Origin of the sequence: Paeniglutamicibacter psychrophenolicus (genome assembly GCF_017876575.1) — a bacterium.
GTDB classification, from domain to species: Bacteria; Actinomycetota; Actinomycetes; order Actinomycetales; family Micrococcaceae; genus Paeniglutamicibacter; species Paeniglutamicibacter psychrophenolicus.
In genome coordinates this window covers 3496968-3517573 of sequence record NZ_JAGIOE010000001.1, presented here as the reverse complement: position 1 = coordinate 3517573, position 20606 = coordinate 3496968, and the positions used below count along the sequence as shown (strand labels likewise).

Annotated in this window: 20 protein-coding genes; 14 read left to right on the top strand and 6 right to left on the bottom strand. The window is 69.0% G+C overall.

Features of this window, described 5'->3' with window-relative positions; translation table 11 throughout:
• Nucleotides 1-52 precede the first annotated feature (52 nt).
• The 6 genes from JOF46_RS15990 to JOF46_RS15965 all read left to right on the top strand — a co-directional run bounded on the left by JOF46_RS15990 (nucleotide 53) and on the right by JOF46_RS15965 (nucleotide 7246).
• A complete protein-coding gene (locus tag JOF46_RS15990; RefSeq protein WP_209908713.1) occupies nucleotides 53-769 on the top strand; it encodes a succinate dehydrogenase cytochrome b subunit in 717 nt (238 codons plus the stop codon).
• Nucleotides 754-2709: a fumarate reductase/succinate dehydrogenase flavoprotein subunit gene (locus JOF46_RS15985; protein ID WP_209908711.1), complete on the top strand. Its 1956-nt coding sequence runs from the start codon at nucleotides 754-756 to the stop codon at nucleotides 2707-2709. The genes JOF46_RS15990 and JOF46_RS15985 overlap by 16 nt, the downstream gene beginning before the upstream one ends.
• On the top strand, nucleotides 2706-3464 hold the full coding sequence (locus tag JOF46_RS15980) for a succinate dehydrogenase/fumarate reductase iron-sulfur subunit (protein WP_209908708.1): 759 nt from the start codon (nucleotides 2706-2708) through the stop codon (nucleotides 3462-3464). Before JOF46_RS15985 ends, JOF46_RS15980 begins: the two co-directional genes overlap by 4 nt.
• A 632-nt stretch (nucleotides 3465-4096) precedes the next feature.
• Entirely contained in the window at nucleotides 4097-6064 is a 1968-nt protein-coding gene (gene dxs / locus JOF46_RS15975) for a 1-deoxy-D-xylulose-5-phosphate synthase (RefSeq protein ID WP_209908706.1), read from the top strand.
• Nucleotides 6061-6660, top strand: coding sequence for a DUF402 domain-containing protein (locus tag JOF46_RS15970; RefSeq protein WP_209908703.1), 600 nt, complete (start codon nucleotides 6061-6063; stop codon nucleotides 6658-6660). Before dxs ends, JOF46_RS15970 begins: the two co-directional genes overlap by 4 nt.
• Before the next feature lie 13 nt (nucleotides 6661-6673).
• On the top strand, nucleotides 6674-7246 hold the full coding sequence (locus JOF46_RS15965; protein WP_209908700.1) for a hypothetical protein: 573 nt from the start codon (nucleotides 6674-6676) through the stop codon (nucleotides 7244-7246).
• Nucleotides 7247-7384: 138 nt separating this feature from the next.
• Here the strand turns inward: JOF46_RS15965 and JOF46_RS15960 are convergent, their stop codons facing one another.
• Both JOF46_RS15960 and JOF46_RS15955 read right to left on the bottom strand, forming a co-directional pair.
• Nucleotides 7385-8008, bottom strand: coding sequence for a maleylpyruvate isomerase family mycothiol-dependent enzyme (locus JOF46_RS15960; protein ID WP_209908698.1), 624 nt, complete (start codon nucleotides 8006-8008; stop codon nucleotides 7385-7387).
• 186 nt (nucleotides 8009-8194) lie between these two features.
• Entirely contained in the window at nucleotides 8195-8830 is a 636-nt protein-coding gene (locus JOF46_RS15955; protein WP_209908695.1) for a maleylpyruvate isomerase family mycothiol-dependent enzyme, read from the bottom strand.
• Between the two features lie 185 nt (nucleotides 8831-9015).
• On the opposite strand from JOF46_RS15955, the gene JOF46_RS15950 reads away from it, so the two are divergent.
• Nucleotides 9016-9768 carry a DinB family protein gene (locus JOF46_RS15950; RefSeq protein ID WP_209908692.1) on the top strand — a complete coding sequence of 251 codons (753 nt, stop codon included), beginning with the start codon at nucleotides 9016-9018 and terminating at the stop codon, nucleotides 9766-9768.
• A gap of 227 nt (nucleotides 9769-9995) precedes the next feature.
• On the top strand, nucleotides 9996-11105 hold the full coding sequence (locus JOF46_RS15945; protein ID WP_209908689.1) for an IS110 family RNA-guided transposase: 1110 nt from the start codon (nucleotides 9996-9998) through the stop codon (nucleotides 11103-11105).
• Between the two features lie 291 nt (nucleotides 11106-11396).
• Here the strand turns inward: JOF46_RS15945 and argG are convergent, their stop codons facing one another.
• Nucleotides 11397-12824, bottom strand: a complete 1428-nt coding sequence (argG, locus tag JOF46_RS15940) for an argininosuccinate synthase (RefSeq protein WP_113760986.1) — start codon at nucleotides 12822-12824, stop codon at nucleotides 11397-11399.
• Between the two features lie 183 nt (nucleotides 12825-13007).
• Between argG and JOF46_RS15935 the strand changes: the two genes are divergently transcribed.
• The 6 genes from JOF46_RS15935 (at nucleotide 13008) to JOF46_RS15910 (ending at nucleotide 18852) form a co-directional block, all read left to right on the top strand.
• Nucleotides 13008-13991, top strand: a complete 984-nt coding sequence (locus JOF46_RS15935; RefSeq protein ID WP_209908686.1) for an aldo/keto reductase — start codon at nucleotides 13008-13010, stop codon at nucleotides 13989-13991.
• 3 nt (nucleotides 13992-13994) lie between these two features.
• On the top strand, nucleotides 13995-15065 hold the full coding sequence (locus JOF46_RS15930; RefSeq protein ID WP_209908683.1) for a nucleoside hydrolase: 1071 nt from the start codon (nucleotides 13995-13997) through the stop codon (nucleotides 15063-15065).
• An 80-nt stretch (nucleotides 15066-15145) separates the two neighbouring features.
• Nucleotides 15146-15952 (top strand): ECF transporter S component, encoded by an 807-nt coding sequence (locus tag JOF46_RS15925; RefSeq protein WP_209908680.1) that lies wholly within the window; start codon nucleotides 15146-15148, stop codon nucleotides 15950-15952.
• A gap of 8 nt (nucleotides 15953-15960) precedes the next feature.
• On the top strand, nucleotides 15961-16719 hold the full coding sequence (locus JOF46_RS15920) for an energy-coupling factor transporter transmembrane component T family protein (RefSeq protein WP_209908677.1): 759 nt from the start codon (nucleotides 15961-15963) through the stop codon (nucleotides 16717-16719).
• Nucleotides 16716-18161, top strand: coding sequence for an ATP-binding cassette domain-containing protein (locus JOF46_RS15915; RefSeq protein WP_209908675.1), 1446 nt, complete (start codon nucleotides 16716-16718; stop codon nucleotides 18159-18161). Before JOF46_RS15920 ends, JOF46_RS15915 begins: the two co-directional genes overlap by 4 nt.
• A 28-nt stretch (nucleotides 18162-18189) precedes the next feature.
• The gene (locus tag JOF46_RS15910; RefSeq protein ID WP_209908672.1) at nucleotides 18190-18852 is read left to right on the top strand and encodes a hypothetical protein; all 663 of its coding nucleotides are present in this window, start codon (nucleotides 18190-18192) and stop codon (nucleotides 18850-18852) included.
• A 6-nt stretch (nucleotides 18853-18858) separates the two neighbouring features.
• Here JOF46_RS15910 and JOF46_RS15905 read toward each other — a convergent pair whose 3' ends face one another.
• The 3 genes from JOF46_RS15905 to JOF46_RS15895 all read right to left on the bottom strand — a co-directional run bounded on the left by JOF46_RS15905 (nucleotide 18859) and on the right by JOF46_RS15895 (nucleotide 20600).
• Complete coding sequence (locus JOF46_RS15905) at nucleotides 18859-19494, bottom strand: cysteine hydrolase family protein (protein ID WP_209908669.1); 636 nt, start codon at nucleotides 19492-19494, stop codon at nucleotides 18859-18861.
• Nucleotides 19495-19604: 110 nt separating this feature from the next.
• Nucleotides 19605-20084, bottom strand: a complete 480-nt coding sequence (locus tag JOF46_RS15900) for a Rieske (2Fe-2S) protein (RefSeq protein WP_209908666.1) — start codon at nucleotides 20082-20084, stop codon at nucleotides 19605-19607.
• Nucleotides 20085-20168: 84 nt separating this feature from the next.
• A complete protein-coding gene (locus JOF46_RS15895) occupies nucleotides 20169-20600 on the bottom strand; it encodes a QcrA and Rieske domain-containing protein (protein ID WP_209908663.1) in 432 nt (143 codons plus the stop codon).
• Nucleotides 20601-20606 lie beyond the last annotated feature (6 nt).

Genomic DNA, 20606 nt, shown 5'->3' with positions numbered 1-20606 from the left:
CCCGGGGTGTAGCCTCGGCCGATGTCCGGGTCCCGGGAACCGGCATGCGGGCATGATGGCGGTGACCGCGGCCCGGCGTCGGGCCACCGGATCCTCTACGGCCCTGCATGGGCTGATGGCCGTCGGCGGGATCATTATGGTGCTGTTCCTGGTTGCGCACATGTACGGAAACCTGAAGGTCTTTTCCGGGCAGGCGGCCTTCGATGGGTATTCGGCCTACCTCCGCACCATCCTCGAACCCCTGCTCCCGTATGCCGGGGCGCTGTGGATCCTGCGGGTGATCCTGCTGCTGAGCGTCGGTGCCCACATCCTGGCGGCCTTCGTGCTCTGGCACCGCGCGCGGGCGGCGACCGGCGGGCGGGGCGGATACCGCTACCTGAGCACCGCGAACCGGCGCGGGGTCCAACGAAGCTACGCCTCGTTTACGATGCGCTGGGGTGGGATCACCATAGCGCTGTTCGTCATCTACCACTTGCTTCACCTGACCGTGAACGTGATCGCCCCGGGCGGGGCCTCCGAGAGCCCCTACACGCGGATGGTCAACGGGTTTTCGATCTGGTGGGTGGTGCTGTCCTATGCGGTTGCCTTGGCCGCGCTGGGCCTGCACCTGCGCCACGGGATCTTCAGCGCGCTGGCCTCCCTGGGCGCAAACACCTCGACGACAACCCGGCGCCGGTACAACCAAGCGGCGGTGCTGGTCACCGCCGTGCTGCTGATCGGCTTCCTCGTCCCGCCGCTCTGCATCCTGGCCGGATGGGTGGGGCCATGAACGGGTACTACGCCGGCGGAGACCCGCTGGTCGACACCAAGGACCCGGGCGGGCCGATCACCGAACGCTGGGACAAGCGCCGCTTCGAAGCCAAACTGGTGAATCCGGCCAATCGCCGCAAACGTACGGTCATCATCATCGGCACCGGACTGGCCGGGGGATCGGCCGCGGCAACACTCGGGGAGGCCGGCTACCAGCTGAAGGTCTTCTGCTACCAGGACAGTGCCCGCCGGGCCCACAGCATCGCCGCCCAGGGCGGGATCAACGCCGCGAAGGACTACCGCAATGACGGGGACAGTGTCCAGCGGCTGTTCTACGACACGGTCAAGGGCGGTGACTACCGCTCGCGCGAATCCAACGTGTACCGCCTGGCCCAGGTCAGTGCCGCGATCATCGACCAGGCCGTCGCCCAGGGGGTTCCGTTTGCCCGGGAATACGGCGGACTGCTGGACACCCGCTCCTTCGGCGGCGTGCAGGTCTCCCGCACGTTCTACGCCCGCGGGCAGACCGGGCAGCAGTTGCTGCTGGGCGCCTACCAAGCGTTGGAACGCCAAGTCGCTTCCGGAACCGTCGAGCTGAACACCCGCCACGAGATGCTCGAGCTGGTCGTCATCGACGGCAGGGCCCGCGGCGTCGTGGTGCGGGACATGGTCACCGGTGCCTTTGAAACGCATCTGGCCGATGCGGTCGTGCTGGCCTCGGGTGGCTACGGCAACGCGTACTACCTCTCCACCAATGCCATGGGCTGCAATGTGAGCGCCACCTGGCGGGCGCACCGCAAGGGCGCCTACTTCGCGAACCCCTGCTACACGCAGATCCACCCGACCTGCATCCCGGTCAGTGGGGAACACCAGTCCAAACTGACCCTGATGAGCGAGTCGCTGCGCAATGACGGACGGATCTGGGTTCCTGCGGTCGCCGGGGACACCAGGGATCCCGCCCTGATCCCGGAGGCCGAACGCGATTACTACCTGGAACGGACCTACCCGGCCTTCGGCAACCTGGTGCCCCGCGACGTGGCCTCCCGCGCTGCCAAGCAGCAATGCGATGCCGGGCGCGGGGTGGGCCCCGGTGGGCTGGGCGTCTACCTGGACTTCGCCGATGCGATCAAGCGGCTGGGCCGCGAAACGATCGAGGAGAAATACGGGAACCTGTTCGACATGTACGCAAAAATCACCGACGAGGACCCGTACTCCACCCCGATGCGCATCTACCCGGCCATCCACTACACGATGGGCGGGCTGTGGGTGGACTACGACCTGGAAAGCACGGTCCCCGGGCTGTTCGTCATCGGGGAGGCAAACTTCTCCGACCACGGCGCCAACCGGCTCGGTGCCAGTGCGCTGATGCAGGGGCTCGCCGATGGATACTTCGTGCTACCCGGCACCATCGGGGACTACCTGGCCACCAATCCGCTGCCCGCCGGGATCGACGCCACCCATCCGGCGGTCCTCGAGGCGGAGGCCGCCGTGCGGGAACGCACGGCGAGGCTGCTGGCCGTCAACGGGTCGCGCACAGTGGATTCCTTCCACCGGGAACTGGGCTCCATCCTGTGGGAGTACTGCGGGATGGAACGCAACGAGGAGGGCCTGACCAAGGCGATCGGACTGATCCGGGAGCTTCGCGAAGCCTTCTGGGCCGATGTGAAGGTCACCGGTGTCAACGAGGAACTGAACCAGTCGCTGGAGCGCGCCGGGCGGGTGGCGGACTTCTTCGAACTGGCCGAGCTGATGTGCATCGACGCGCTGCACCGGCGCGAATCCTGCGGCGCCCACTTTCGCACCGAAAGCCGGACCCCCGAGGGCGAGGCGCTGCGCATCGACGAGGAGTACTCCCACGTGGCCGCCTGGGAATTCACAGGCGACGGGGCGCCGCCCATCCTGCACCGCGAACACCTCGGTTTCGAGCACATCAAGGTCCAGGCAAGGAGCTACAAGTGAAGATCACGCTGCGCATTTGGCGCCAGCCCGACCGCGATGCCGCCGGGTCCATGGCCACCTACGAGGTGGCCGGCATCTCCCCGGACATGTCGTTCCTGGAAATGCTCGATGTGCTCAATGAGGAGCTGGCGCTCGCCGGCGGGGATCCGGTGGCCTTCGACCACGACTGCCGGGAAGGGATCTGCGGGATGTGCTCGTTGGTGATCAACGGCCTGGCCCACGGGCCCGAGGCACTGACCACCGCCTGCCAGCTCTACCTGCGCCACTTCACCGACGGGCAGGTCATCGACGTCGAGCCGTGGCGGGCCACACCGTTCCCGGTGCTCAAGGACCTCGTGGTGGATCGCGGTGCCTTGGACCGGATTGTTGCCGCCGGGGGATACATCAGCGCGCCCACCGGAGCGGCACCCGAAGCGCACTCGGTGCCGGTGCCCCGGAAGGATGCCGAGCGCGCCTTCGACGCCGCGGCGTGCATCGGATGCGGCGCCTGCGTGGCCGCGTGCCCGAACGGGTCGGCCTCGCTGTTTCTGGGGGCGAAGATCACCCACCTGGGAGCGCTGCCGCAGGGGCAGCCCGAACGCGATGCCCGTGCCCTGGCCATGGTGGAGCAACACGATGCCGAGGGCTTCGGTGGGTGCAGCCAGATTGGCGAATGCACAGCGGTGTGCCCGGCGGGCATCCCGCTGGACATGATCTCCCAGCTGAACCACGACGTGCTCACCGCCCTGCCGCGCGGCAAGGACCAGCGCGGGTAGCAGGTGGCCGGGTGGGGAATTCCATCGGTGGGCCGGCTGTACGGTGGTCGCACGGATACCCCGGAGCCGGCATTGTGCCCATTGGTGCCACCGTCACGGGCAGGGGTCGGACGGGTGCGTTGCCGGCCGAACGCACCGGGGCCCGCTGCATCGGACTGGAGGACCTGCGTGCCGGACACCATGCGCGGGCGCGGTGCGACGATGCGGCGGCCCGGAGGCTTGGGCCCGGATCCGGGGTCTCTGCGATGCCGGCCCGCCGGAAGCCGATTGGGGCGGCCGGCTCGTCGGCGTTGCGTGCCGGGAGCAGGCCGGTCGAGAGGACCTGCGCACCCTCGCCGGCGGCCCGGTGCAGCACTGCGGCGGCAAGCCGCGACTTGCCTCCCGTTGGCGTTGCCGACAAAGCGGGCCCTGGATGCGTGGGATTTCGAGGCGCCCACGACGGGAAGCGGGTCTTTGCATTGGTTGGAGCAGCAGGCGACGGCTCCCGCGATCCCAGGCAAGGACGTCGCCGGCGGCCAACGACCCGTCGCGGCGGGCCGGGACAATGTGGCGTGCACCGCCATGGTACCCGGGTCCCAACCCGCAAGCGGTAAGATTGAACGGGTATTTGTCATCTCGAAAGGACTGCCTCCGTGCCATTGCTTCAGACCATCAAGGAACCGCGGGACCTTCGTGGCCTGGACGCGGCCCAAATGCAGCAACTGGCCAAGGAAATCCGCTCGTTCCTGATCAAGAACGTGGCAAGAACCGGCGGACACCTGGGCCCGAACCTCGGCGTGGTCGAACTGACCCTGGGCATCCACCGGGTCTTCGATTCGCCCACCGACTCCATCATCTTCGACACCGGGCACCAGTCCTACGTGCACAAGCTGCTGACCGGCCGCCAGGACTTCTCCACGCTGCGCCAGGAAGGAGGGCTTTCCGGATACCCGGAACGCGCCGAATCGGTGCACGACATCGTCGAATCCTCGCACGCCTCCTCCTCGCTGTCCTGGGCCGACGGGATCTCCCGCGCCCGCAAGCTCACCGGCGAGGCCGAACGCTACGTGGTCGCCCTGGTGGGAGACGGCGCCCTGACCGGCGGCATGGCCTGGGAAGCTGTCAACAACATCGCCGCCGACAAGGACCGCCGGGTGGTCATCGTGGTCAACGACAACGGCCGCTCCTACGCCCCGACCATCGGCGGGCTCGCCGACCAGCTGGCCGGGCTGCGCCAGCGCCTGGACCAGTTCCGCACGCACCCCGCCTACGAAGACACCATGGACAAGCTCAAGAACCGCCTGAAGGACTCGGGCGCCGTGGGCCAGTTCGCCTACAAGTCCCTGCATGCCACCAAGAAGGGCATCAAGGACTGGTGGGCCCCCCAGGGCCTCTTCGAGGACCTGGGCATGAAGTACATCGGCCCCATCGACGGGCACAACCAGGGTGCCGTCGACGAGGCGCTGCTGCAGGCACGGAAGTTCGCCGGCCCCGTCATCGTGCACGCGCTGACCGAGAAGGGCCGCGGCTACGCACCTGCCCGCGCCGACGAGGCGGACCAGTTCCACGCCGTGGGGGTCATCGACCCGCAGACCGGCGAACCGGTCTCCAAGGCCTCGGCCCGTTCCTGGACCTCAGTCTTCGGCGAGGAGATCGCCAACATCGCCGATGAGCGCAAGGACATCGTGGCTATCACCGGCGCCATGCTGCAGCCGGTGGGCCTGAAAACCATGTCCGAACGCCACCCCGAGCGCGTGCTGGATGTCGGCATCGCCGAACAGCACGCGATGACCTCCGCCGCCGGCCTGGCCTTCGGCGGCCTGCACCCGGTGGTCTGCGTCTACGCGACATTCCTGAACCGCGCCTTCGACCAGCTGCTCATGGACGTGGCCCTGCACAAGGCAGGGGTCACGGTGGTCCTGGACCGCGCCGGGGTCACCGGACCGGACGGCCCCAGCCACCACGGCATGTGGGACATGGCGCTGATGCAGATCGTCCCCAACCTCCACCTGGCCGCACCGCGCGATGCGGTGCGCCTGCGCGAGGAATTGCGCGAGGCAGTGGCCATCAAGGACGCACCCTCGGTCATCCGCTTCTCCAAGGGCAGCGTGGGACCGGAGATCGTCGCGATCCAGCGCCTGCACGACGGGGTCGACATCCTGGCCAAGCTCGGGGCCGGCGAGGAACGCGACGTGCTCATCGTCTCGGTCGGCGCCATGAGCGAACTCTGCCTGGACGTCGCCGCACGCCTGAACGCCCAGGGCATCACCGTCACCGTGGTCGACCCGCGCTGGGTGCTGCCGGTGCCGCGCTCGATCATCGGCCTGGCCGCCCGCCACCGCATCGTCGTCTGCGTCGAGGACGGCGTGCGCGCCGGCGGCGTGGGCTCCCGGATCCGCCAGGAAATGCGGGCCGCCGGCGTCGACACGGCCCTGAACGAGGTCGGCCTGCCCACCGAGTTCCTCGCCCACGGCACCCGCGGAGAGGTCCTGGAGCGGGTAGGGCTCACCGCCGACCGGATCGCCAACGACACCCTGGCCCAGGTGCTGGGCACCAAGGTCCCCTTCGCCCGGCCGCTGCCCGGGGCCGAGATGCCCACCGGACAGATTCCCCAGCTGTGAGCGCCGCAGCACCGGTTCCCGCGAACCTGCCCCGGGACCCGGCCGGTGCCGCCCCCGGGGACCTGGTGGTGGCCCGCGCCTGGAAGTACAACGGGGCGCCGCACTGGGTCGTTCCCGGGCGCTACCTCGGCGCGGATGGCCACGGCCACTGGATCTACCAGCCCGCCGGCTCCCTGGTCTCGCGTCCCGGCCACGGGCATTGGGCGCAGACCGACGCGGTGTGCCTGGTTCCGGCCTCGGGGCACTGGCTGGGCACCTTCTACGACGACAGCAACGAGGATTTCCGCACCTACCTCGATCTGTCCACGCAGATCGGCTGGCGCGAGCTGGCCCGCGGCGGCTGGGAAGCGAACTCCGTGGACATGGACCTTGACGTCGTAGACTCGCGTTCGCGCGGGATCTACCTCGATGACGAGGACGAATTTGCGCAGCACGCCGCGGCCATGGGCTACCCGCCGGCGCTGGTCCAGTGCATCGGGGCCGAGGCACGGACGCTGCTGCATGCGGTCGGGCAGGGGCACGCCCCCTTCGACGGCACCGCCACCGGCTGGCTGGCCCGTGGCCGCACCGAATTTTCACAGACACCATCCCGCTAAGGAGCACCACCATATGTCAATAGTTCGCACCTACCGCCGCGACGAAGATGGAACCCTGTACTTCCGCGAGGCATGGTTCTCCACCTACGAGGGCGAGGAGCTTGGCCAGTTCGTGGTCAACCACGGCACCGTCGGGCACATGTCCACGACCGAGACCGCCAAGGACGTCAACGACGCCACTGCCGTGGGGCTGTTGGACGCCTTCAGCGAGCAGTGCCAGGTGGACGGCTTCGCGACCATCACGGACGCCGACCAGGGCTGGGTCGTCGTGCAGTACGCGCTGAAGACCGCCGAGGGCACCGACCGCGACAAGTACCTGGAAGCCACCGCGAAGGAGGCCCTGGTGGGCCACCTGGCCTGGCGCGGGCTGGGCACCGTGGAGTCCTCGGACTACGCCCCGCGCAAGCTGAACATCCGCATCCTCTCGCCGGAGCCGAAGAAGGCCGTGACGGCCATCAAGACCTGCCTGCGCGAAGCCAAGCTGGACTTCACCAAGCTGTCCATCGCGACAGCGCCGTTCGAGGACGTCGAGAAGCTCCGGCAGGCATACCCGCTGCCGGCCAAGGCACCCTTCACCCTGGGCTAGGCACCCCGGACAAACGCCCGGCAACGAGGAATCGTTGCCGGGCGTCGTGCTGCCCGCCAGCGGTGCCCCATCGAGGCATGGGCGTCCCATTGCGGGGGAGTGCCGGCGCAGTCTCCGGTTAGCAGGGGTGGGCTTCAGCTACCACGGTTCCAGGTTCGTGGAGGGATCCAGCGGTCCACGGCCAGCCAGCCAGGCCATGAACAATCGTTTTTCAGCGGGGTTGCCCAGCCTGTCCGGCGCCGTCGAGAGGAGCATCGGGAGATCCCAGTCCACATATTCCCGGGGCCAGTCCAGCGGCGTATAGCCGAGCCCGAGATCCACGTGGTGCATTTCCACTTCGCGCAGCCGGTGCGCGGGGCAGCCCGAAACACCGTAGTGCCCTCCGCCGAGGAAACCACCGTTGGGCCATCCGGCGGCGGAGGACCGGGCGAACACGTCTTCCAGGTGCGACATGCTGGTGTGGAGGTCGGCAACGATTTGAACGGCAGGTCTTCCGGCCCCGTCCTCGATCTCGTCCCGGCGCTGGCCCTCGCCGCTGGCGTACTTGGGGACATCCTGACCGTTCAGGGCACTCGTGAGGCGCCGCGCATGCGCATCGGCGTTGCGGGCCAAATGGGTCAGCACGTGGCCGACACTCCAGCCGGGCAGGCGACTGGGCGCACGAACCTCGGGGTCCGCCAGGTTTGCCACACTGCTCATCAACCGCGCCTGCGCCTCGCGGCAAAGCCGGGAGGCGCGCTCCGGATCGTTCTCAAGGTTCACGGCTGGATCAACCCTTCCCGGTCACTCGTGTTCCCGCGATTCTTCCACACGCGTCTGGGTCGTCATGCGCCGGGCCGCGAGATTCCCGGTGCTGCCGGATCCAAGACTGCCCGTGTCGCTGATGGGCGGCTGACCTGTTGTCCATCCAATCGGTGTGCGTTGCCTGCCCGTGGCGCTGCCCGGGATTCAGGAACACCGCTCCCGCAGGGTTTCGACACCTTCCCCGGTGAGCTGCCGGCAATAGGCGCCACGTCCGGCCATGGCCATCAACAGGGCCAGGGTTGTTCCCGTGACGAGTGGGCCGTCACCGCTGGCGAACGGGCCGTCGGTTGCCTCAAGCCGCAAACCGGCAATGTTCGTCTTGCTCGGCACGGTGAAGTCCCCCTTCGCGAGGAAGCGGGCGACCGCGGTGGCGGCAGCAACGTCGACGTCGTGGTCGATCCCCAGTGGATGGCGGATGTCTTGGCCGTGGATGACCACCTCGCCCACCCATGCCTCGATCGGCCCAAACGTCGAGGTGGTACTGGTTTGGATCGAGCGAAAGCGTGCCAGCGTTTCGGCGGGTGTTGCGCCGCGGTGCTCGGCCAGGCGCCGATCGTTGTGCAGGTCGAAATCGAACCTGGCACCCAGCACGCTGGCGACCCAGCGGACCGGGCCAACGCTCGCCGCCGCGGTCAGGTGCGCCACGACCTCTTCCACGCTCCAGCGCCCACACAGCGAGCCGGTTGCCCACTGGGCATCCTCGAGGCCGGCAAGATCCCGGGACAGGGCCGCGCGCTCGGCGTGCGCCCACGACCAGAGCCGGTTGCGTGCGGTGTTCATGGGCAAGGTCTCTCCGAACGTAGGCAACGGGGCATGGTCGAGAAGTCTAGCAAGCCGGTGCCGCTGTCGGCATCCGGGAACCGCCACGCCGGTGGTACCGTGGGCTCGCGGCCACCTCAGTGGCCGCCTCGCACCATCCCGCCCGGCGGCCATCGCCGTGGCGGGCTGCCCCCGGGAGGACCAGCATGGCAATCTTCGACTCGAGCGACAACCTGGCCGGATCGCGGTTCAACGACGCAGACCTGCATGGGTCCTGGTTCAACGGCTGCGACCTCTCGGATGCGACGATGCGCGGGGGCAACATGCAGGGGGCCGACATCGATGACCCGTGGTTGCTGCGGGACGGGGGAGTGCTCATGGTCAACGGCGTCGACGTGGTGCCCTTCGTGCGGGCCGAACTGTTGCGCCGCTTCCCGGGCAGGGCCACGATGCGAGCCGCGGACCCCGAGGGCCTGCGCGCCGCCTGGGAGACGGTGGAGCGGGCCTGGGCGTCCACCATGGACCGTGTCGCGGCGCTGCCGGCGGGGGTGGTCGACGAGTCGGTGGACGGGGAATGGTCCTTTTCCCAGACGCTGCGCCACCTGGTCATGGCCACCGACATCTGGCTGCGCCTCACCATCGAAGGCATCGAGGCCCCGTTCCACCACCTGGGCCAGCCCAATGACGGCTTTGCGGAGTACGGCTATGACGCCTCCGTCTTCACCCCCGGCGTTCCCTCGTTTCCCGAGGTGCTCGAGGCCAGGGCCGGGCGCGTGGCGATGGTGCGCGGGTTCTTGGCCACGCTCACCGACGAGGATCTCGAAGAGAAGCATTCCAACCCGTGGAACCCGGACCGCGAGCAGAGCACTCGCTCCTGCCTGCACGTGATCCTGTCCGAGGAATGGGAACACCTCCGGTTTGCCGTGCGCGACCTCGACACGATCGAGAAACGGAACTGAGGCCGGGTACGAAAAACGGGCGGGGCCCCTCACCGATTCCCCGGTGAAATGCCCCGCCCGTCCCGGCAGCCCAAGCGGGCCACCGGCATGGTGCTTCTAGACAATATGTAAGTGAGGCCGAAACCTCCGCTTCAAGCTTTCGTGGTTTGCCATGCGTTCGGGTCTTGGCCTTGCAGCCAAACCGCTGTGGAATGGTAGTGCCACATTGAAGGTTGGAGGTCCCGGCTATGTCCGAGCGTACCTATATCGGGCTCGATGTCCATGCCCGCAGCATCGTGGGATGCGCCCTGAACATCGACACCGGCGAATTGACCCGTTCACGTTTCGAGGACGACCTGCTGGGCACCGCGGAATGGGTACGGGGATTCGGCCCCGGGGTCCGGGTCGTCTACGAGGCCGGTCCCACCGGCTTCGGGCTGGCCCGGCACTTCCGGGCTGCCGGCATCGACTGCGTGATCGCCGCACCCTCGAAACTGCTGCGGGCCCCCGGAGACAAAATCAAGACGGATCGGCGCGACGCCAAAATTTTGGCGACCATGCTGGCGCTGGGCGAGGTCACCGAGGTCACGATCCCGGACCCCGGGCAGGAGGCCCTGCGGGACCTCTCCCGCGCCCGGCATGTCGCCTCGGCCGACAATGCGCATGCCAAGCAGCGGGTCAATGCGATCCTGCTGCGCCACGGCATCCTCTTCCAAGGCGGCAAGTCCCGCTGGACCCGGGAACACCTGAGGTGGCTGCACCAGCAGCACTTCGAGGACCCGGCGCTCGAGTTCGCCTTCCAGGAATCCCTGGCGCAGGAGGAGTCCATGTCCGTGCGGCTGAAGCGGATCGACAAGGAGGTGGCCCGCGTCGCCGCGGACTGCCGCTACACCGAGATCATCAATGCCCTGGCGTGCCTGCGCGGCATCAGCACCGTGGGTGCCTTCGGGCTGGCCACCGAGATCGGGGACTGGACCCGCTTCAACGGGGCCACCATCGGCTCCTATCTGGGCCTGGTTCCCTCGGAGCATTCCTCGGGCGAGACCCGCACCCAGGGGCGCATCACCAAGGCCGGAAACGCCTACGCCCGCCTCCTGCTGATCGAGGCCGCAACCGTGCACAAGCGCCCGTACCGCAGGCCCGGGATCCTGGAGCTGCGCCAGCTCGAGCTGGTGTCCCCGGCCACCGCCGCCCGCGCCCGGCAGGGCAACCAACGGCTCCATGCCCGCGCCGCGGCCCTCGAGGAACGCCACAAGATGCCGGCGAAGGCCAGGACCGCCATCGCCCGCGAACTTGCCGGCTGGTGCTGGTCCCTGGCCGCACCCCTGCAGGAAGGCCGCCCCATGGCAGGACGGTGACCCCAAGACGTGCCCCGGCGCGCGCACCCGGACGAGGCAACATGCGGAGCCAACACGAGAACCGACTATGGGCAGGCCCCCAAGCCGACGCCCGATCCTAGACGACGTCACGCTCCACTCGAATTCCTTGTCATGCGGTACCCAACCCGCGTTTGTCAGTCTGACCATGCCGTCGACCATGACATGCCGAACCGGGCCCGACGCCACCGCCGGGGCATGGGAAAGGCGGCTCCCGGAAGCCAATGTCCCGGGAGCCGCCCACCTCTGTCACTTGACAAACCTTCTTACATATCAGTCGGTGCCCGAGTCGAAGGCCGCACGCTCCAAGGCGCGATCGGAAGCCAACTCATCGGCGTCGACTGCCTCGGCATCGACGATCGCCGAAGCTCCGCCTGCCTCAAGCTTGCCGACGAGCTCGACGGTCTTGTTGCCCAGCAGGCCCTGGTTGGCGTACTGCTCCAGGCGCGAGCGGGAATCGGCGATGTCCAGGTTGCGCATGGTCAGCTGGCCGATGCGGTCTAACGGGCCGAAGGCGGAGTCGCCAACGCGCTCCATGGACAGCTTGTCCGGGTGGTAGCTGAGGTTCGGGCCCACGGTGTCAAGCACCGTGTAGTCGTCGCCGCGGCGCAGGCGCACGGTGACGGTGCCGGTGACTGCCGAGCCGACCCAGCGCTGCAGGGACTCGCGCAGCATCAGGGCCTGCGGGTCCAGCCAGCGGCCTTCGTACATCAGGCGGCCCAGGCGGCGGCCTTCTGCGTGGTAGTTGGCCACGGTGTCTTCGTTGTGGATCGCGTTGAGCAGGCGCTCGTAGGCGATGTGCAGCAGCGCCATGGCCGGGGCCTCGTAGATGCCGCGGCTCTTCGCCTCGATGATGCGGTTCTCGATCTGGTCGCTCATGCCCAGTCCGTGGCGGCCACCGATCTTGTTGGCCTCGTCGACCAGTGCCACCGCATCGGCGAATTCCACGCCGTTGATGGCGACCGGACGGCCGGCCTCGAAGGTCACCGAGACGTCTTCGGCCTTGATGGCGACCGATTCGTCCCAGTAGCGCACGCCCATGATCGGCTCGACCGATTCCAGGGAGGTGTTCAGCAGTTCGAGGGTCTTGGCCTCGTGGGTGGCGCCCCAGATGTTGGCGTCGGTGGAGTAGGCCTTCTCGGCCGAGTCGCGGTACGGGAAGTTGCGCTCGATGAGCCATTCGCTCATTTCCGAGCGGCCGCCAAGTTCGTGGACGAAGGCCGGGTCAAGCCACGGCTTGTAGATGCGCAGCTTCGGGTTCGAGAGCAGACCGTAGCGGTAGAACCGCTCGATGTCGTTGCCCTTGTAGGTCGAGCCGTCGCCCCACACGTCCACGCCGTCTTCGCGCATGGCGCGCACCAGCAGGGTGCCGGTCACGGCGCGGCCCAGCGGGGTGGTGTTGAAGTAGGCCTTGCCGCCGGAGCGGATGTGGAAGGCGCCGCAGGCCAAAGCCACCAGGCCCTCTTCGACCAGGGCCGGCTTGCAGTCGACCAGGCGCGCGGCTTCGGCGCCGTATTCCAGGGCGCGGCCCGGGACTGCATCAATATTCGGTTCATCGTACTGGCCAAGGTCGCCGGTGTACGTGTAGGGGATGGCACCCTTTTCACGCATCCAGGCAACAGCAACGGACGTATCGAGGCCACCGGAGAACGCGATACCTACGCGTTCGCCAACGGGCAGGGAGGTGAGGACTTTAGACATGATCCCCATCCTATAGCGTGCACGGGCGTTTCCGCGGAACAATGACAGGACCGCCGGGCGACATGCAACGGGCCGAAAAGCAGGTCATACTTGAATTTTCCGGGGGCTGCCGTCGCGGGCCCGTGCCGGCGGCGCCCCCGCGGGCGGAACCGGATGCATAATTATTTGAAGGGATGAATCCTTATGAGCACTGTGGAGTATCGCCGTTTGGGCAATTCCGGACTGGTGGTTTCGGCCGTCGGGCTCGGCTGCAACAACCTGGGCCGCGCCGGGACCGCCACCGAGGACCAGGCCGGAACCGACGCCGTCATCAACGCCGCACTTGAGTCGGGAATCACATTCTTCGACGTGGCCGACACCTACGGCAGGGAGCCGGGCCTCTCGGAAACCATGCTCGGGGCGGCGCTGGGCAAGCGCCGCGACGAGGTCGTGATCGGCACCAAGTTCGGCATGGACATGGGCGGGGCCAACGGCAACGACTTCGGTGCCCGCGGCTCGCGCCGCTACATCATCCGCGCCGTGGAAGCCTCCCTGCGCCGACTGGGCACCGAGTACATCGACCTGTACCAGTTCCACAGCCCGGACCCGCTGACCCCCATCGAAGAAACGCTGGCCGCCCTCGATAACCTGGTGGACGCCGGCAAGGTGCGCTACATCGGGCACTCGAACCGCTCCGGCTGGCAGATCGCCGAGGCCGAATTCACCGCCCGTATCTCCGGCGGCACGCGCTTCATCTCCTCGCAAAACCACTACAACCTGCTGGATCGGCGCGCCGAGCTCGAGGTGGTCCCGGCCGCCGAGGCATACTCGCTGGGCCTGCTGCCCTACTTCCCGCTGGCCAACGGGCTGCTCACCGGCAAGTACTCCGCGGGCCGGGCCCCGGAAGGCTCCCGGCTGACCCACGCGCGCCAGCACCTGATGCACACCGTGGACTTCGGGCAGCTGCGCACCTTCTCCGACTTCGCCCGCGAGCGCGGCTTCACCGAACTCGAGATCGCCTTCTCATGGCTCGCCGCCCAACCCTCGGTCGCCAGCGTCATAGCCGGGGCCACGCTGCCCGAACAGGTCGCGCAGAACGCCGCAGCGGTCTCCTGGAAGCCCGCGGAAGAAGACCTGGCCGAACTCGACACGATCTTCCCGCGCGTCCCGAAGATCGCGCTTTTCTAGGCCATGAGCCAACCGCGCATCCGGATCCTGCTCGACAACGACACCGGGATCGACGACGCCCTGGCCCTGGCCTACCTGGCCGCCTGCGAACACGTAGAAATTTTGGCGGTCACCGCGACGCCCGGCAACGTGGACGCCGACCAGGTCGCGGCGAACAACAGGGCGCTGCTGGCGCTGTGCGGAGCCCCGCAGGTCCCGGTGCTCATCGGGGCACGCAAACCGCTGGTCGTCCCGCTGCTGACCACCCCGGAAACCCACGGGCCGCAGGGCGTCGGGTACGCCACGCTGCCCGATGCGGCACCTGCGGAGCCGGGCGCGGGGGAGCGGGACGCTGTCGACCACTGGATCGAGGCGGCCCGCGCCAACCCCGGGGAGCTGACCGCGCTGCTGAGCGCCCCGCTGACCAACTTCGCCCTTGCGCTGCGCCGCGAACCGCGGCTGCCCTGGCTGCTGGGGAAGGTCGTGATCATGGGCGGGGCCTTCTACCACCAGGGCAACACCACCCCGACCGCCGAGTGGAACACGCACGTGGACCCGCACGCCGCCGCCGAGGTCTACGCCGCGTACACGGCCGCCGCGGAGGCCGGGCTGGAGGCGGACAAGCTGCCGATCGTCTGCTCGCTGGATACCACCGAGCGATTCGAGATGCGCCCCGAGCTGCTCACCGACCTGGCCGCGGCCGCCGGATGCACCGAACCGGAGACCGTGAGCGAGGACGACCCGGAAGGCACCCGCAGCACTGCCTCGAACCCGCTGGTGCGCTACCTGTCCGACGCGTTGCGCTTCTACTTCGAGTTCCACCGCGACTACGACCAGGGCTACATCGCCCACGTGCACGACTTCTTCGCCGCCGGGATCGCCGCCGGCACTCTCGAGTACAAGAGCCGGGGAGCGAACGTGGCAGTGGAAACCGAATCCCCGTTGCTCATCGGCACCACCGTGGCGGACTTCCGCGCGCTCTGGGGCAAGCCGGCCAACGCCCACGTGGTCACCTGGAACGACCCGGGGGCCGGGTTCGCCGAGCTCGTCGAGAAGCTCGGTGCCCTGGCCCGGCGGCTGCCACCGGCGCCCTGAGCTAGAATCGTTGACCGGGTCGAGGTGACATAGGCCCGCACTCCACACCCGCTTCCGCGTACCCGAGGAACACCACTGACATGTCACCGAACCTGATCCTGCCCGAGACCGCCACCGGGCACCCGCTGCGCCGCCGGATGCTGGCCGCCGCCGGGGCCCTGCTGCTCGCCGGAACCTACACCGCACTGGTCCTCACCCAGCCCACCGGCCTGGTCGACGGGCTGGGCCAGACAGTGGCCCTGGCCACCTTCGCCGCCTACCTGGCCGCCGCACTGCTGCTGCTGGCCGCGGTGCTGCCCGAACTGCCGGTGGCCACCCTCACCCTGATCCCCGTCGCGCTGGCGCTGAACATCGTGCTGGGCCAGTTCGTCGGCTCCGTGATGGTCCCGCTGTACCTGGACTCGCTGGGCACCGTGCTGGTCGGCTTCCTGGCCGGGCGCCGGGCCGGTGCCGCCACCGGCGTGCTCGGCACGCTCATCTGGTCGCTGTTCAACCCCACGGTGCTGCCCTTTGCCGCGGGAGCCGCACTGGTGGGCTTCCTGGCCGGAACCGCCGCCCGCTTCGGCGCGCTGCGCCGCCCCTACCTGGCCCCGGTGGCCGGGCTGGCCGCCGGCGTGCTGGTGGGTGTGCTCTCCGCACCCGTAGCCGCCTTCGTCTTCGGCGGCACCTCGGGGGTCGGCACCGGCGCGCTGGTCGCCGCATTCCGCTCCATGGGCGATTCGCTGCTCTCGGCGGTGACCAAGCAGGCGCTGATCTCCGACCCCGGGGACAAGGCCATCGTCTTCCTGCTCGCAGCACTGCTCATCTACGCGCTGCCCGGGCGGCTCAGTGCCGGCTTCGCATTTGTGCGACGCCACAACGTGCTCGGCTCCCGCGGCTCCAAATAGCAGCTCCCATGCCCCGCACCTGCCGGCTGCACCCCTTCACCGTGCTCGCCCTCGCCGCAGCGGTCACCGCCACCACCACGGCGGCAGGCCGCTGGTGGCTCAGCGTCGCGGTGCTGCTGGCGTGCCTGCTGCTGGCAGCCTGGGCGCGGCGTGCCCGCAGGCTTGCCGGGCTGGCTGCGGCCATCCTCGCGCCGGCCTGGGGCTCCCAGCTGCTGATCCACGGGATGGCGGACACCGCCGGCGGCCACTTGCTGGCCGCCGCGGGCCCGCTGCGGATCACCGCCGAGGGGCTGGCGACCGCCGGGGCGCTGGGCTTGCGCACCGGGGTCTTGGTGGCGGCGGGGCTGCTGTGCACGTTGCTGATCGACCGGCACGACCTCATTGCCGCGGTCGACCTCTCACCCGCCCCGCCGCAGCTGGGCTACCTTCTCGCGGCCACGCTGTTTCTGCTCCCTGCCCTGGAGCAGCGGCAGCGGGCCATCGGCCAGGCGCAATCGCTGCGCGGGGCAACCCCGGGAGGCGGGCCGCGCGGGTGGTTCCGCCGCGTGAGGCTGCGTTCGGTGCCGCTGGTGCTCGGGGCCCTGCAGGACGTCGCGGACCGCTCCGCCCACCTGGCCGCGCGCGGCTTCCCTGCCGCGGGGCCGCACACCCGCCTGCGCGAGGTGCCGGATTCGGCCGCCCAGCGCCGGGTGCGCCGGATCGCCCTGGCCTGCACCGTGCTGGGCCCGGTCGCGGTGCTGGCACCTTCCTGGATGGGTGCCGCGTGAGCGCGGGCCGGAACGCCGTACTCGGGCTGGAACTGGCACGCTTCCGCTATGCCGGGGCCTGCCGCGACACGCTTTCCCGGATCAGCCTGTCCCTGGCGCCGGGCTCGCTGACGGTGGTCCTGGGGGACTCGGGATCGGGCAAGTCCACGCTCGGGGCCGTGCTGGCCGGGATGCTGCCGCGCCACGACGGCGACGCACTGGATGCGACGCTGCACCTGGCCGGCCAGGAGATCCGCCACCGGCCCGGCGCAGCGGTGCGCATCGATCCGGTCGGCTGGGCCCGGCAGGTCGGGCTGCTGCCCCAGGATGCGCGCCACTTCCTCTCCGGGGTGCGCGCGACCGTGGCGGAGGAACTGGCCCTGGGCCTGGAGAACGCCGGGGTTCCCCGCGCGCAGATGCGCCGGCGGATCGCCGCGCTCGCGGACCGACTGGAACTGCACGAGTTGCTTCAACGCGATCCGGCCAAGCTCTCCGGCGGGCAGGAACGCCTGGTGGCGCTGACAGCGCTCGCGCTGGACGCGCCGGCGGTGCTGGTCCTGGACGAACCGCTCGCCGGCCTGGACTCCGCGGCCGCGGCTCGGATCTGCGAACTGCTGGACCGGCTGCGCGGCGGCGGCACCGCGCTGGTGCTGCTCGCCCGTGCCCAGGACCGGCTGGCGGCCGGCGCCGACACGGTGCTGGCCCTGCGCGAGGGCAGCTGCCACGCGATGGACACCGCTCTGCCGGCCAGCGCCGCACCCGTGGCACCCGTGGCACCCGCGGCGCGCCGGGCACCGGGGGCGGAGACGGAGTTGCTGCTCGGCTTCTCCGGGGTGGGGATCGGCTACCCGGGATCAGCAGGCCCCGTCGTTCAGGGCCTTGACCTGAAGGTGCGTGCCGGTGAATGCGTGGGGCTGGCCGGGCCCAACGGAAGCGGCAAGACCACGGTGCTCAAGGCCGCCGCCGGCCTGCTGCGCCCCGGCGCCGGGCAGGTGCACGGCAGTTCCCTGGCCGCCGGCACCGTGGGCCTGCTGCTGCAAAACCCGTCCGACCAGCTCTTCGAGCGCACCGTTGCCCGCGAGGTGGCCTTCGGCCTGCCCAAGCGCGGCCCGGCGGTGGCACGGATCCCCGCGGTGCTGGCCTCGCTGGGGCTGGACGGGCATGCCCAGGCCCACCCCTATGAGCTGCCTGCCTCGGCCCGCCGGCTCGTCGCCCTGGCCACGGTGCTGGTGCGCGAGCCGGGGGTGTTGTTGCTTGACGAGCCGACCGAGGCACTGGACGCGGACGGGTTGGCAAGGCTGCACGCGGCGCTCGCGGCGGTGCTTGCCCGCGGAGGGGCGGTGCTGCTGGCCACCCACGACGAGGCGTTCATGGCCGCCACCGCGCACCGTGTGCACCGCATGGGCCCGGCCGTGCCGGCTGGGACAGGACCGGTGGCCCCGGGTAGAGTGGGGGAACTTTAGGCCGGGGCAGATGGGCGACGGGAGTGGAATGCGGCAGGATTTTGAGCGCTGGGAAGTGCTGGTGCGCGATGAGGCGCGCGTCGGTGTGCTCTACCGGTTGCTGGAATCCAATGTCTTGCTCACCCGCATCCTGGTCGAGGGAGACGGAGAGCCCTACCGCGCCGAGTCGCGGGTCCGTCTGGAGCCCGGGAACGGAAGCTGGGAACTGAGCTGGTACAGGGACCGGAACCTGGGCGTGGCCAAGCTGATGCGCCGGGAACCGCAGGGCCTGCCCTCCGGCTCCATGCCGAGCTACGGAGATATCCTGATGCTGTTCAAGGCCATCGAGGAACCGGGGAACCGATTGCGCTACTGGCGGCTGAACGAGGCCGCCTGGGATGCGCAGGATGCCAACGGCCACCTCGGCGCCGAACCCAATGCGCACATCCAGCGGGTCGGTGCGCTCGAGCAACTGCCCATCCCGTTGGGTGCCGCGGTGTCGACCCACCGTTACGAGGCATGGGCCGACGGGGTCCTGGTCGCCACGCACTGGATCGATGAAGGCAACGAATTGGTGTGCACGCTGTGGGGCGGGGACCTGCACAGCTACCGGGTGCCGGGGACGGCCAGCGAAGCCGGATGGATGTCGCTGTCCGGGCTCGACGACGGAACCGTCGAGTTCATGACCAGGGGATTTGACGCCGGTTCCTGACGCTTCCTAGTAGCCGCGCGAGGTGTCGGCCAGGTCCTGGGAGGATTCCAGCGTGGAGATGAATTCGTCGGTGGTCGCCGGGGTGGAGAACATCGGGTAGTTGAACCGGACCGCGGACTCGCCTTCCTCCACGGAGGTCGCCGCGACGGCATCGGTGAGCGTCACGACCTCGAAGCCGCGCTCGTAGGCGGTGCGCATGGTCGATTCCACGCAGCAATTGGTCAGGAATCCGGCCAGCACCACCTTGGTGATGCCCTTGGAACGCAGGATGAAATCCAGGTTCGTGCTGCCGAAGGCATCCAGTCCGCGCTTGCCCTCGATCACGATGTCGGCAGGCTGCGGGGTGAAACGTGCATCGATTTCCGCGCCCCACTGCCCCTTGACGAAGGCGGTGGCATCCACCACGCCCTTGAGGATCCCGTAGGGGTGGGCCGAGATCTCGTTGTAGCCCGGCGCGAAGCCGATGGGCGAGTGGATGACCGTGGCACCGTGCTCGCGGGCCGCGGCCAGCGCCTTGGCGGCATTTTCCAGCGTCGAGTTGGCCTCCATGGAATCCTTGACAGCGTCGTGCAGGACGCCGCCGGGGGAGGTGAAGTCGTTTTGGAACTCGATGAAAACCACTGCGGTGGACTCATTGGACATGGCGGCAAGGCTCCTTCGGGACAAGAAAATGGGTAGGCGCCCACCGGGCACCTACCCACCAACCTATGACGCCTTGCCTTCCAAGGGAAGGGATGCCGCCTCCAGCACTGCTAGACGTAGATCAGGACGTCGTCGCCCTTGATTTCGGCGGCGAAGCGCTCCAGTGCGGCACGGGCCGGACCGGCAACGGCCTTGCCGTCCTCGGGCTGGAAGTAGGAGCCGTGGCAGGGGCAGTAGAAGGCCTCGCCGTTGGGGTCCTTGGTGGTCACCGCGCAGCCCTGGTGGGTGCAGATCGCGGTGTAGGCCAGCACCGTCTTGTCGTTGGGGCGGAAGAGCAGGAACCCTGCCTGCTTGCCGGCTTCCCCGCCCCGGGTGCGCACCGCGGCGACCGACAGCCGCGTTCCCACGGGCAGCTCGGCCACGGTGGCCACGACGGTTCCCTCGCCTTCGGGTGACGGGGGAGCGGAGGGCTCGTTGTTCGGTGCGGCCGAGGAACCGTCGCCGCAGGCGGCCAGTGCCAGGGTGGCGCTGGCGGCCACGGTGGTGCCGACAAAGGCGCGGCGCGTGCAATCAGGGATGGGCAAACTCATGGGACCCATCATTCCATGCAGGCGCACCACGCACGCGCAGCCAGGGCTGCGATGTCACTTACAACCGTGCCGGGTTGCCGTCCCCTAGAGGAGGATCTTGACCTCGGGTCCATCCACCTCGGTGGCGAAGCGGGCCAGGGACTTCGGGGCCGGACCCTGGATGACCGAACCGTCCAGCTTCGAGTACTCCGAGCCGTGGCAGGGGCACTTGAAGATCTCGCCGCTGCCGGTGCCCACCTTGCACCCCTGGTGGGTGCACACCGAGGTGTAGGCCAGGACCGTGGCTTCGTCGGGGCGATAGAGCAGGTAGCCGGCACCGTTGACGGTGACAGAGGCGGTGCCCTTGACCGGCAGCTTGGCCAGTTCGATCGCGTCGAAGGGCTTGCCGGTGGCTTGCGGGAGATCCTGGGCCTTCCCGCCGGACCCGCACGAAACCAATGTCACCGCGGCGCCGGCAGCCAGGGAGGCCTCGATGACGCTTCTGCGGGTGGGCATGAGAGTGATGTGCTGTTTCATAACCAA